This is a genomic window from Kutzneria kofuensis, from assembly GCF_014203355.1.
Lineage (GTDB): Bacteria > Actinomycetota > Actinomycetes > Mycobacteriales > Pseudonocardiaceae > Kutzneria > Kutzneria kofuensis.
Genome location: NZ_JACHIR010000002.1, coordinates 135,156 through 147,599 on the forward strand (window position 1 = coordinate 135,156; position 12,444 = coordinate 147,599).

Annotated in this window: 12 protein-coding genes; 6 read left to right on the forward strand and 6 right to left on the reverse strand. The window is 69.9% G+C overall.

From position 1 onward, the window contains the following. Positions 1-191: 191 nt before the first annotated feature. Complete coding sequence (locus BJ998_RS39815) at positions 192-1,343, reverse strand: glycosyltransferase (protein WP_184869316.1); 1,152 nt, start codon at positions 1,341-1,343, stop codon at positions 192-194. 157 nt (positions 1,344-1,500) lie between these two features. On the opposite strand from BJ998_RS39815, the gene BJ998_RS39820 reads away from it, so the two are divergent. Then, positions 1,501-1,878, forward strand: a complete 378-nt coding sequence (locus BJ998_RS39820) for a holo-ACP synthase (RefSeq protein WP_312890603.1) — start codon at positions 1,501-1,503, stop codon at positions 1,876-1,878. A gap of 75 nt (positions 1,879-1,953) precedes the next feature. Here BJ998_RS39820 and BJ998_RS39825 read toward each other — a convergent pair whose 3' ends face one another. The 3 genes from BJ998_RS39825 to BJ998_RS39835 are packed head-to-tail and all read right to left on the reverse strand — an operon-like array spanning position 1,954 to position 3,756. After that, positions 1,954-2,574 carry an NAD(P)-dependent oxidoreductase gene (locus BJ998_RS39825; protein ID WP_184869318.1) on the reverse strand — a complete coding sequence of 207 codons (621 nt, stop codon included), beginning with the start codon at positions 2,572-2,574 and terminating at the stop codon, positions 1,954-1,956. A 4-nt stretch (positions 2,575-2,578) separates the two neighbouring features. Beyond that, entirely contained in the window at positions 2,579-3,313 is a 735-nt protein-coding gene (locus BJ998_RS48160; protein WP_312890604.1) for an SDR family NAD(P)-dependent oxidoreductase, read from the reverse strand. Beyond that, positions 3,310-3,756: an SgcJ/EcaC family oxidoreductase gene (locus BJ998_RS39835; RefSeq protein ID WP_184869319.1), complete on the reverse strand. Its 447-nt coding sequence runs from the start codon at positions 3,754-3,756 to the stop codon at positions 3,310-3,312. Before BJ998_RS39835 ends, BJ998_RS48160 begins: the two co-directional genes overlap by 4 nt. 76 nt (positions 3,757-3,832) lie before the next feature. Between BJ998_RS39835 and BJ998_RS39840 the strand changes: the two genes are divergently transcribed. Next, positions 3,833-4,294 (forward strand): MarR family winged helix-turn-helix transcriptional regulator, encoded by a 462-nt coding sequence (locus BJ998_RS39840; RefSeq protein ID WP_312890605.1) that lies wholly within the window; start codon positions 3,833-3,835, stop codon positions 4,292-4,294. A gap of 36 nt (positions 4,295-4,330) precedes the next feature. Here the strand turns inward: BJ998_RS39840 and BJ998_RS39845 are convergent, their stop codons facing one another. Then, entirely contained in the window at positions 4,331-5,380 is a 1,050-nt protein-coding gene (locus BJ998_RS39845) for a LacI family DNA-binding transcriptional regulator (RefSeq protein ID WP_312890606.1), read from the reverse strand. A 73-nt stretch (positions 5,381-5,453) separates the two neighbouring features. Further along, positions 5,454-6,146, reverse strand: coding sequence for a glycoside hydrolase family 12 protein (locus tag BJ998_RS39850; protein ID WP_184869320.1), 693 nt, complete (start codon positions 6,144-6,146; stop codon positions 5,454-5,456). A 612-nt stretch (positions 6,147-6,758) separates the two neighbouring features. On the opposite strand from BJ998_RS39850, the gene BJ998_RS39855 reads away from it, so the two are divergent. The 4 genes from BJ998_RS39855 to BJ998_RS39870 are packed head-to-tail and all read left to right on the forward strand — an operon-like array spanning position 6,759 to position 12,441. Further along, positions 6,759-7,811: a rhamnogalacturonan acetylesterase gene (locus tag BJ998_RS39855; protein WP_184869321.1), complete on the forward strand. Its 1,053-nt coding sequence runs from the start codon at positions 6,759-6,761 to the stop codon at positions 7,809-7,811. A 12-nt stretch (positions 7,812-7,823) separates the two neighbouring features. Then, positions 7,824-10,022 carry a glycoside hydrolase family 2 TIM barrel-domain containing protein gene (locus BJ998_RS39860; RefSeq protein ID WP_184869322.1) on the forward strand — a complete coding sequence of 733 codons (2,199 nt, stop codon included), beginning with the start codon at positions 7,824-7,826 and terminating at the stop codon, positions 10,020-10,022. An 11-nt stretch (positions 10,023-10,033) separates the two neighbouring features. Next, positions 10,034-11,353 carry a right-handed parallel beta-helix repeat-containing protein gene (locus BJ998_RS39865; RefSeq protein ID WP_184869323.1) on the forward strand — a complete coding sequence of 440 codons (1,320 nt, stop codon included), beginning with the start codon at positions 10,034-10,036 and terminating at the stop codon, positions 11,351-11,353. Between the two features lie 26 nt (positions 11,354-11,379). Continuing rightward, a complete protein-coding gene (locus BJ998_RS39870) occupies positions 11,380-12,441 on the forward strand; it encodes a glycosyl hydrolase 53 family protein (RefSeq protein WP_312890081.1) in 1,062 nt (353 codons plus the stop codon). Positions 12,442-12,444 lie beyond the last annotated feature (3 nt).

The window sequence follows — 12,444 nt, forward strand, 5'->3', positions numbered from 1 at the left end:
CAAGGACGACCGCTTGGCCCCGATCCGGGAGCTGGATCGGGGCAAGGGCGGGGGGCGACAGTGTGTCGCGGCTCGGCGTATACCTGGACCGCATCCGCGTCAACTACGGCGGCCGACTCCGGATGACCCCCGCCTCGGCGGCCGCAGGCACTGTTGACTGCCCAACGCGGGCCTATCGCCCGCCGCCGCGCTCACGCCGCGACCCGCGCGGCCAGCCTCTCCACTTCGGCCACCAGCGCGACCGGGCCGGGCCGGGCCGCCAGTTCGGCCGCCACTTCGCCGGCGCGGGCGGCATAAGCCGGGTCACCGAGGACCGACGCGCACGCCTCGCGCACCTCGTCCGGACCGGTGTGGCCACGGGTCAGGCCGATTCCGGCGCGCAGGGCGTGCACGTGCGCAGAGTTGCTGAACTGGTCGGCCGCGTGCGGCATGACCACCTGGGGGGTGCCGGTGGCCAGAGCGGTCATCGCCGAGCCGGACCCGCCGTGGTGCACCAGCAGGTCACAGCCGGGCAGCACCGCGTTCAGCGGCGTGTAGCCGATCTGCCGGACGCGGTCCGGCAACGGGGGAAGCGCAGCTGCCACCTCGGCGGACACGGCGAGCAGCACCTCGTAGCCCTGCCCGGCCAGCAGGGCTGCCAGTCCGCCCACGGCGCGGTCGATCCCCGGATAGTTCCCGATCATCGTGCCGAACGTCAGGCACACCCGCGGCCGGCTCGCCGGAGTGAGCAGCCAGGACGGGAGCGTGGCCACGCCGTTGTAGGGCACGAATCGCATCCGGAAGCCGGCATCGTCTGCCGGCAGGGCGTCCCCGGGACTGGTGCGCAGCACCAGGTCCGGCCGGGCGGCCCGTTCTCCCGGGTCGCGCTCGGCGCGCTCCGGGGCCAGTTCCTCGCGGACCGCGTCGGCCATCACCGAGGGCACCGGCAGACCCCAGTCGTGCACCACGAACGGGATGCCGCGCCGCGCGGCGGCCAGGCGCACCGCGTACTCGGTGGGCTCGACCACGACGACGTCCGGGCGCAGCGTGTCCACCAGGTCGTCGGCCGCGTCCAGGGCGGCCAGGCCGGCCCGGCCGAACCCACGACCGCTGCGGGCCAGCTTGCCCTCCTCCTCAGGCGGGTCCGGCACGGGCTCACCCGCACGATCCACGCCGATGCACCGGCGCATCTCGATCGACGACGCGGTCTCCACATGCGGCAGCCCGGCGCCGAGGATCGCGCCGGCGAAGTTGCCGGCTGCGGCGACGAGGACGTCGTGGCCGGCGGCGCGCAGCGCGGACGCCAGCGGGACCATCGGGTAGAAGTGTCCGTACGACGGCAGGGTGCTGAACAGGACCCGCATGTGTCCTCCCGGGTCGGGGCGGTCGTTACCGGGCGAGGCTAGCGGCGGCCGGGCGGACACGGCGGTGGGTGGAACCGCAGTTCGTGTCGGGTTTCCCGCAGCGAGGGGTCGGCACCGCCCGGGGTGGTGGCGAGCACGCGACGGCTAGCGTTTGGTGGTGCTGCGCACCGAACTCGTCGACGTGGCGCGCCTGTCCCGCGCGCTGACCCGCACGCCCCGGCTGGCATCGCGGCTGTTCACCGAGGCGGAGCGACGCGGCCCGGACGGGCGGCCGCGGGGGACGGCCTCCCTCGCGGCGCGGTGGGCGGCCAAACGTGCGGCCGTACTCCTGCTGGACGGCGATCCAGCGCGGCTGCCGAGCTGTGAGGTGCTGACCGGCGAAGGCGGGCAGCCGCTGCTGCGCGTACCGGGCACGTCAGGGATCCGCTGGCACGTGTCCCTGTCCCACCAGTCGGGTACGGCCGTGGCCTCGGTGTGGGCCGAGCCGGTGACCGGCCCGAGCACTTCATACAGGTCCCCGTCTTCCACCGGGTGATGCGCACCGCCCCGGCGGAGTAGCCGGCGCTGCTCGGCCGAAGTACACCGCTCGAAATGGTCTCAGCGCCGTCACTTATGAGGAAACCACCACGCAGCGCCGGAACGTGTGCGCGTCGTCGAGATGGTCGACGATGTATGCGGCCAGGTCGGCGCGCGAGGTGTGGTTGCCGAGGCGTGTGGTGGCATCGATGGAGGCACGGGGGCGTCCGGTGGCCGGACGGTCGGTGAGTCTCGTGGGCCGGACGGCGGTCCAGGCGAGCTCGCTGGCGGCGAGAAGGCTCTCCATGCGGGCCATGTCGGCGTAGGGGTGGCGCATCACGTGGTGCAGGACGCGGCCGAGCAGGCGCGTGGCGGGACCGGCGTCCGGGGGTGTGGCGAGGCCGGCGGAGGAGATGACCACGAGTCGGCCGTCGCGTGGCAAAGCCGGGATGATCGCGGCGGTCCCCGCGGAGTAGACGCTGGTGGGGCCGCGACCGGTCGAGCCGAGCGCGGAGACGACCACGTCGTGCCCGGCGAGGGCGGCATGCAGGGCCTCGGGGTCGAGGACGTCGGCCGCCCGGTGGGTGAGGCGAGGATGGGCGAGGTCGTAGGGCTGACGGGAAATGGCGGTCACGTCGTGTCCGGCGGCCAGGGCGACATCGACGACGAGGCGCCCGGTGCGTCCGGTGGCGGCGACGACGGCGAACGAGGACATGGGATCACTCCGAGCCGAGTAACGAAAGTGCTGTGCCCCTGGGCAACAGTCGCGTCACGGTGGTGAGCAACGCGTTGCGCCGGCCGGACATCACGGTCGGGCCCCTGCGGTCGGCCAACGCGGCCAGGGCACGGGTGACGACCTCGGCCGGGGTTTGCACCAACCAGGACGGAACGTCGTCGGCGGACTGGGACTCGGTCGCGGTGACGCCGGGACACAGCGCCATCACGTGGACGCCGCGCGGTTTCTGTTCGTGCCACAGAGTTTCCGAGAAGGACGTGACGAACGCCTTGCTGGCGCTGTAAATACTCAAGCCCGGCTTCGGAGTGTGGCCCAGCGTCGAGGAAACGTTCACCAGCGCGGCGCCGGAGTCGGCATGGGCGAGGAACGCATGAGCCAAGGTCACAACGGTGCGGCAGTTGAGGTCCAGCACGGCGAGGGACGCATCCAACGGCGTCGACGCGAAGTTTCCGTGCACGGCGGCGCCGGCGTTGTTGACCAGCAACGAATACGGCCCACGGGAAAGCACCTCTGCCGTGGCGCTAATACCGTCCGGAGTGGACAGATCAGCGACCAGGTAGTCGTGTCCAGGCCCCAATTCCGCCATCAGGCCGGCGAGCCGGTCCTCGCGGCGGGCCACGGCGGTCACCGTGTAGCCCGCCGCGGCCAGGGCCGTCGCGAACGCCCGGCCGATGCCGGCGCTGGCCCCGGTGACCAGCGCCATGCCCGCCGTGCTCACTGCTGCGCCTTGGGCCTGGTCTCCGGCGCGAACCGGAACGAGATGCCCTCCATCACCGACTTGCGCTGGGTGTTGTGGAACGCGGCGACGAGCCAGCGGTCGCCCTCGCGCACCAGGGTGTAGGTCTGGACCTTGGTCAGCTTCTTCGGGTGCTCCCCCTTGACCGTGTCGCCCCGGGTGGTGAGGACGGCCGCGTCCGAGCCGAGGAAGCGCAGGTCGAGCACCTCGTGCGCGAGCTTCGTGCCCTTGAGGAACTTGGCGAACAGGGCGCGGTGGCTGTCGGCGATGTCCTGTCGGCCCTGGTAGCAGGTCCCGACGAAGGTGACGTACGTGGCGTCCTCGGTGAAGTGGGCCCCGTAGGCGTCGGCGTCGCCGCGCGCCCACGCGTCGGCGAGCGAGTCGATGACCGCGGTGATGGTCGCCGTCCGGTCGGTGTCGATCATGGCCGTCCTCCGCTACAGTTGTCTGCACAGACTCAGTATCTGCACACATGCAGATATTAGGCAGAGGAGGGGTCCCGTGGCAAGCCCGATCGAGCGACGGCTGGTCTTCCGCCGGTACCTGGACGCCGTCGGCCTGCACGGCCTGGCCGCCGCGGCGGCCGCGGGCCTGCACGCGACCGAGTGGTACGCGCTCAGCCTGCTCGACCTGGAGGGCTCGCTGACCTCCGGGGAACTGTCCGCCCGCACGGGCCTGACCACCGGCGCGACGACGCGGCTGATCGACCGGCTCGAACGCGCCGGCTACGTCCGGCGCACCACCGACGCGGCCGACCGGCGCAAGGTGGTCGTCGAACCCGCGCCGGACGCGCTGGCCGGCGTCGAGGCGATCGTCGGCCCGGCCCGGCGCCACATCGCCGAGATCATCGCCGGCTACACCCCGGAGCAGCAGGAGCTGCTGTTCGACTACTTCACCCGCGCCGCCCCGGCCTACCGCGAGGCGTCGGAGGAGATCCGGCGGGCGACACGGGACGGGAAGTGACCGTCAGCCGGAGCCGCCGTCGAGTGAACCCGTGCCTCACGCCGATTCGCGCAGCACCAGCTCGGTGTCCAGGACGACCTGGCGTTGCTCGGCCACGGTGCCGTCGATCAGGGCGAGGAGTTCACGCGCGCTCCGCGCACCTGCCTCCTCGACCGGTTGCCCCACGGTGGTCAGCGGCGGATCGGTGGTGCGGCAGATCGGCGCGTTGTCGAAGCCGATCACGGCGACGTCGTCGGGCACCCGACGCCCGAGGCGCCGCAGGGCCCGCAGCACGCCGACGGCCATCAGGTCGGACGCGGCGAAGATGGCGTCCACGTCGGGCCGCCGGTCCAGCAGCCGCAGGGCGGCATGTTCCCCGGCCGGCAGTCCGAAGTCGCCGTGCACCACCAGGCCCGGGTCGAACCGGCCGGCGGCGGTGAGCGCGTCGCGGAAACCGGCGAGCCGGTCGACGCCTGCGGACATGTCCTTCGGTCCGGCGAGGGTGGCGATCCGGGTCCGGCCGGCCTCGATCAGGTGGCGGACGGCCTGGCCGGCTCCGCCGTGATTGTCGACGTCCACATAGGAGTAGCGGTTCGGATCGGCGCCCACCGGCCGCCCGGCGATGACCATCGGGACGTCGACCCGCTCCAGCGCCGCGGCATGCCGCGCGTGCATGCTGACGATCAACGCGCCGTCGACGTGGTCGCCCCGTAAGTGGCGCAGCGCCGCGGACTTGCCGTTGCGGGCCGGTTCCATCGTCAGCAGCACGACCTGGTGGTCGGCCGCGGCCAACTCCCGGTTGATGCCCCACAGGATCCGGCTGAAGTACGGGTCGGCGAACAGCCGGCCGCCGTCCTCGCACACCGTCACGGCGACCAGGCCGGTGCGCCGGGGACCGGGCATCCGGCCGGCCCGCTGCCGGACGTAGCCGAGCCGGTCCACCGCCTGCTCCACCTGCCGCCGCGTTTCCGGCCGGACATGGTGGAATCCGCTGAGCACACGGGACGCCGTGGCCAGCGAGACGCCGGCGGCGTGGGCCACGTCAGCCAGCGTCGGTCGGACATCTGTCAGGTTGAGCACGGCAGCGTCCACCTCTCGGAAGAACACGCGACCTTCAGCCGGCCGGGCCCGCCTCCGCCGGCGGCGGTGGCGGAGGAGGACCCGTCGCCGGGTCGGCCGATCAGGACGAGGAGACCGAGAAGCTGTTCGAGGTGAAGTTCAGCGACCGCCCGGTCGAGGTGATCTCGAAGCCGAACTGCACGTCCCCCAGCGTCACGTCGCCGAACCAGCCCTTGGACCTGATCCAGTTGAGCACGGCCTTGATGTCCACCGAGCCGGCATTCGTGTTGCCGTGCCGCAGGAACGAGAACACGGCGTTGGCGCCGTTCGATCCCTTGTAGACGTCCCAGGTGTGGCCGCCGACGGTGACCGTGGTCTGCTTGCTGCCGATCGGGCCGACCGCGCCGGTCTTGTTCATCCACAGCATGATCTCGTAGGCGTTGTTGTTGGCCCAGATGTCGTACGCCGTCTCGTAGGCGCCGCTGCCCGGAACCGTGACGTTGAACTTGCTCGTGACGCTGCCGATGGAGCTGAGCTTCTTGCCGATGCCGCGACCGGAGTGCGGGTAGCTCTTCACGCCGCCGGTGTTGGGCTGGTTGGAGGACACGCCCCAGTTGCTGTACGAGTTGGCCCAGATCGTCTGCGGGCCGGCGCCGCCGCCCCAGACGTCGTTACTGAGCGTGTACCCCCCGTTCGACCACGTGCCCCATTTGTCGGACGAGGACCAGGTGGCGGCGTGGGCAGTGGTGGCGGTCAGCACCAGCGTGGCCAGGGTGGCCAGGCCTACCTGGGCAAAGCGCAGGGATTTACGCATCAGCAGGGACCTTCCGAGCGTCGTTGCGCGGGTGTTCGACCGGACGGTTCATCGCGTCGTTTCGACGGTTCCTCGTGATCGTCCGGTGACGCAGGGTCAAGCGAACGCACTGTGACACGGGAATTGCGAGCCGGTCAAGAACCGACGCCTGCGGCCCCACCCGGTCTAGACCAAGACATGCGCGTCCACCTCGGGTTCGACGAATTCGACCGCCCTACCGGGTGTCGAATATTCGACAAATGCGAGTCGTGCGGATCCGCACGTCCGAACCGTGTCGACGAATGTCAATCGCCCAACGGTGATGTCATCTCATTGATGGCCAATGGATCGCGCCCGCCGCCGGCGGGGGACCGGAGGCGGCGGCTGCCGCCGCCATCCGTGTAATTTTCACCTCGGACGGTGATCACCGTCGATCGCATCGAGTGGCGTCCGCCACCCCTGGCTACCGGCGAGAACGTCCGAGCCCGCACGTCCATCCGGCGCCGAACCGTCTACCAGCGGCTCTGGCAAGTTGAAACGTTTTTGGCGGTGGCCGGGGCCGCCAGTACTGTCCTGCCGCACGGACTCCGTCGCGCCATGCGCAGTCCATACTGGACACGACAGGAGAAGTCCATGTCTCTCAAGCATCATGCGTTCCTCATGGCCGGTGTCACCGCGGCCGTCCTGATCCCCGTCCCGGCCGCCACGGCCGCGCCGCAGGCCCTGCCCCCGCAGTGCTCCGGAACCGCGCCGATCAAGTGCCACTTCGACGTCTCGCCGGGCAACTACGACGTCACCGTGGGACTCGGCAGCACCACGAAGGCGGCCAACACCTCGATGTCGGTCGAGGCACGCCGGCAGATCCTGACCGCCGTCGCGACCGCCGCCGGCAAGGTCGTCCCCACCACGGTCACGGTCAACGTGCGCACTCCGGAGGGACAACCCACCGGCCAGGGCGGCACCGGAACCCCGGGCCTGGACATCGTCTTCGGCGGCAGCGCGCCCGCGATCAGCTCCTTGACCGTCACCAAGGCGAACGCCCCGCTGGTGGCCTACCTCGCCGGCGACTCGACCGTCTGCGACCAGCCGACCGCGCCCTACACGGGGTGGGGCCAGATCCTGCCGACCGACGTGCGCAACGGCGCCGTTGTCGCGAACTACGCGGACTCCGGCGAGAGCTCCGGCAGCTTCCTGGCCAACAAGGCGCTGTTCCCGACGCTCAAGGCGCTGATCAAGCCCAAGGACCTGGTGCTCATCCAGTTCGGGCACAATGACAAAGACACCTCGGAAAGCGCTTTCCGCAGCAACCTGACCGCGATGGTCAACGGCGTGCGGGAGCGCGGCGGCATCCCGGTGCTGGTGACGCCGCCGGTGCGGCGGCTGTTCAACGGCAACACGCTCACCCCGACCGCGTTGCACGTCAACAGCAAGGGTGTCGACCTGCCGGCGGTGATCCGCGCGCTCGGCAAGAGCGCGAACGTGCCGGTGATCGACCTGACCGCCAAGAGCAAGGCCCTGGTGCAGGGCCTCGGCCCGACGGGGTCGCAGAAGATCTACCTCACCAAGGCCGCCGACGGTGTCAGCGACAACACGCACTTCTCCCAGTACGGCGCGACGCAGATGGCCAACCTCGTCGTGCAGGGCGTCCGCGAGCTGAACCTGTCGCTGGCCGGCTACCTGCGCTGAGGAGGAACGGCTATGGCTATCCGTGGCAGAGTCTGGAAAATCGTCGCCTGCGCGGTGGCGTTGCTGTTGACGGCGCCGGCCGGCACCGCCCCCGCGGTCGGCAGCGGCACGACCGCCGCCAACCGGCTGCGCACGGTCACCGACTTCGACGCCGGCTGGCTGTTCCACTACGGCGACGCGAGCGGCGCGAACGCGACCACCTACCCCGACAGTGCCTGGCGCAAGGTCAGCGTGCCGCACGACTGGAGCATCGAGGGCCCGAACCCGCCGGCGAACCCGTTCGCCCAGTCGGCCCCGAGCACGGGTCGCGGCGGCTACCTGCCCTCGGGAATCGGCTGGTACCGCAAGCACTTCTCACTCGCCGGGGTACCCAGCACCCGCAAGGTGTTCGTCGAGTTCGACGGCGTCATGGCCAACGCGAGCGTGTACGTCAACGGCAAGCTCATCGGCACCCACCCGTACGGGTACACCAGTTTCCGCTACGACATCACGGCGGCGGCGAACCTCGGCGCCGACAACGTGATCGCCGTCAAGACCGACACCAGCCAGCAACCGGCGTCCCGGTACTACACGGGCGCCGGGATCTACCGCGACGTCCGTCTCATCGCGACGGACCCGGTGCATGTCGACCAGTGGGCCACCTACGTCACCACGCCCAACGCCACCGGCGTCCACGCGCAGACCACGGTGGTCAACAGCGGCAGCTCGGCGGCGAGCGTCAGCGTGCAGGGCGTGCTCACCGACCCGAACGGCGCCGCGCTCTCCCCGGTCACCACGTCGGCGAAGACCATCGCCGCCGGCGGCTCGGCCACCTTCAGCTATGACGTGCCGGTGAGCAACCCCAAGCTCTGGGACCTCACCAACCCGAACCTGTACTCGTTGGCCACCAACGTGATCGTCGGCGGCACGGCGGTGGACGACGACATCACCCCGGTCGGCATCCGCACCCTGACCTTCAGCGCCTCGGCGGGGATGAAGCTGAACGGCAAGTCCGTGAAGTTTCAGGGTGTCGCCCTCCACCAGGACTTCCACGGACTGGGCATGGCCGCCCCGCAGCGGGCCATGCAGCGGCGACTGGCCGAGCTCAAGGCGCTCGGCGTGAACGCCATCCGCACCGCGCACGACCCGCCGAGTCCGGCCTTCCTCGAACTCACCGACCGGATGGGTTTCCTGGTCCTGGACGAGTTCTTCGACGTCTGGACCCAGCACAAGTATTCCGACGTCGGCGACTACGCGACGTACTTCAACCGGACCGCCTCCTCCCCCACGGGCACGCCGGCCGTGCCCGGCGCGACCGGCTCGACGCCGTGGTACCAGGTCGACGCCACCAGCATCGTCGCGCGCGACCGCAACCACCCCAGCGTGGCGATGTGGAGTGCCGGCAACGAGATCCGCGACTCGATCTCGACGCGGACACCGCTGTTGAGCAAGATGGTGTCGATCTCGCACGCCCTGGATCCGAGCCGGCCCGTCACCCAGGCGCTGTTCCGGCCGGGCGACAGCGGTGACGTCACCGGCGCCACCCGGACCACCCTCGACGTCTTCGGCGGCAACTACCGGCCCGACGAGGTCATCAAGGCCATGGGCATGTCGCCGGCGCGGCCGGGGCTGTTCACGGAGATGGGCACCGACACGTCGGCGTGGACGACGGTGAAGAACAACCCCGGCGTCACCGGCCTGTTCATCTGGACCGGCGCGGCCTACCTCGGCGAGGCGGACGGCTTGTGGCCCAACGTCGAAACCGGCTTCGGCCTGATGGACGCGGTCGGGACGGTGCGACCGATCGGGTACTCGTGGCAGACCACCTGGGGCGCGCCCCGGACGTCACCGCCGCCGACCGGCAGCACGCCGAACCGGGTACTGCTCTCACCCGACCACGGCACGGTGTCGACCGACGGCAACGACATCTCGTACGTCAAGGCGACCGTCGCCGACAGCTCCGGCCGGGTCGTGACCAGCTCCGCTGCCCCGATCACGTTCAGCATCAGCGGACCAGGCGTGATCGTGGCCGTCGACAGCGGCAGCCAGGCGCAGGAAAGCTTCCGCGGCAACACGAGGAAGGCGTACCAGGGCGTCGCGTACGCACTGGTCCGGGCCACCGGCGCGGGCACCATCACGGTGACCGCGAGCGCCAACGGGCTGACGCTGGGCAAGACCACCCTGACCGGCACCACGGCCCCGTTCGTGCCGTGCTCGGGCAGTTGCGACTGATGGAGGAGCTCATGAAGCGTTCCCTGCTGTTCTCCGCGGTCACGGCGATCGCGGTCACCGTCGTCGGCAGTGCGGCGGCCGTGGGCAGCCCGGCGGCCGGCAAGACGTACTACGTCGCCCCGAGCGGCAACGACAGCGCCGCGGGGACACAAACCGCGCCCTGGGCGTCGATCGCCCACGCCCAGGCCGTCGTGCAAGCCGGCGACACGGTCTACTTCCGGGGCGGCACCTACGCCTATTCACGGGCCAACAGCGGCTGCAAGAGCGAGACCGACCGGGTCGACGCGATCACCCTGAGCCGCAGCGGCAGTTCCGGCAACCTGATCAACTACGTGGCCTATCCCGGTGAGAAGCCCGTCTTCGACTTCTCCCGGGTCAAGGACAACTGCCGCATCAAGGGCTTCGACGTCACCGGCGACTGGATCCACATCAAGGGCCTGGAAGTCACGGGCGTTCCGCAGAACAACAACCTCAACCACGAGTCGTGGGGCATCTGGGTGTCCGGCAGCGACAACGTCTTCGAACTGATCAACGCCCACCACAACATGGGGCCCGGCCTGTTCATCCAGGACGGCGGCGGCAACGTCGTGCTGAACTCCGACTCGCACGACAACTACGACCCGCACACCTCCAACGGGGCCGGCGAGAGCGCCGACGGCTTCGGCGCGCACATCTCGGCCAACCATCCGGGCAACGTGTTCCGCGGCTGCCGCGCCTGGAACAACTCCGACGACGGGTTCGACCTGATCAACGCCTTCTCGTCGGTGACCATCGAGAACTCCTGGGCCTGGCACAACGGCTACATCCCGGGCACGAACACCTCGTCCGGCAACGGCAACGGCTTCAAGATGGGCGGCTACGGCGGCAAGTACGTCTCGAACGGCGCCAAGCACACCATCCGGAACTCGGTGGCGTTCAACAACAAGGCGTCCGGTTTCTACGCCAACCACCACACGCTGGCCAACGACTACTTCAACAACACCAGCTACGGCAACCACCCCGACTTCAACATGCTCGGCGTGAACAGCAGCGGCGCGGCCGTCGGCCTGGGCAACCTGCGCAACAACATCGCCTACACCGGCACCCTGTTGTCGAACATGTCCGGCACCAGCGCCTCGTACAACTCCTGGAACCTGGGCGTCTCCCTGTCCGACGCCCAGTTCCGCAGCGTGTCGACGTCCGGTTGGGACGCGCCCCGGCAGGCCGACGGCAGCCTGCCCGTGCTGCCCAACTTCCGCCTCGCCGCCACCAGCGGCCTCATCGACAAGGGCACGAACGTCGGCCTGCCGTACAACGGGCGGGCGCCGGACCTCGGCGCCTTCGAGTCCTGATCCCCCTGCCAGACAAGGAGCTCACCGTGAACGACAAGCCCGAGACCCAACTGGGGCGGCGCAGCCTGCTGCTCGGCGCGGCCGCCGGCGCCGGCGCGCTCGTGCTCGGCACCAGCGCCCTGCCCCGGGCGCTGGCCGCCGCCGCGCCGGCCGCTCCCGCCGCGACCACCTTCTTCAAGGCCGTCGACATCAGCTGGGCGCCGCAGATGCAGGCCCACGGCTACAGCTGGAAGAACGCCAGCGGGCAGAGCCAGGACCTGCTGACCATTCTCAAGGGTTACGGCATCAGCGCGGTCCGGCTGCGCACGTTCGTCAACCCCAGCGGCGACCCCGCCAACGGCCACTGCAGCATCGCCGAGGTGGCGGCGTTCGCGAAAAAGATCAAGGACGCCGGCATGTCGATCATGCTGGACTACATGTTCGGCGACACCTGGAACTCCGTCGGCGTGCAGAACCCGCCCGGGGCCTGGAAGAACATGAGCTACAGCCAGATGCTCTCGGCGATGAACAGCTACGTCAACCAGAGCATGAACGTCATGAAGAGCAACGACGTGCTGCCCACCTGGGTGCAGATCGGCAACGAGATCAACAGCGGCATCTGCCACCCCGTCGGCAGCGTCTCCAACCCGGGCCAGATGACCGGCCTGCTCAACGCCGCGTACAACCAGGTCAAGCAGGTGTCGCCGAGCACGACCGTGTGCATCCACTTGGCCCAGCCGCAGAAGTACGACTCGATGCAGACGTTCTTCAGCCGCTACTCCGGCAACGGCGGCAAGTGGGACATGTCCGTGTTCTCCTCCTACGGCAGCGCCAGCCTGGCCGGCGGCATCGTCGGCAACATGAAGAAGATCTCCGACGCCTACCACAAGCCGTTCATGCAGACCGAGTTCGGCGGACCCGTGAGCAAGGTCTCCGCCACCGAGTCCGCGCTGGTGGCCTACCTCAAGGCGCTCAAGAGCAACGGCGGGCAGGGCCTGTTCTACTGGGAGCCCGAGTGCATGTCGCCGTTCACCGGCTACGGCAACGGCGCCTGGAACTCCTCGACCCGCCAGCCCACCGCGATCATGGACGGGTTCAAGCAGGTATGAGCA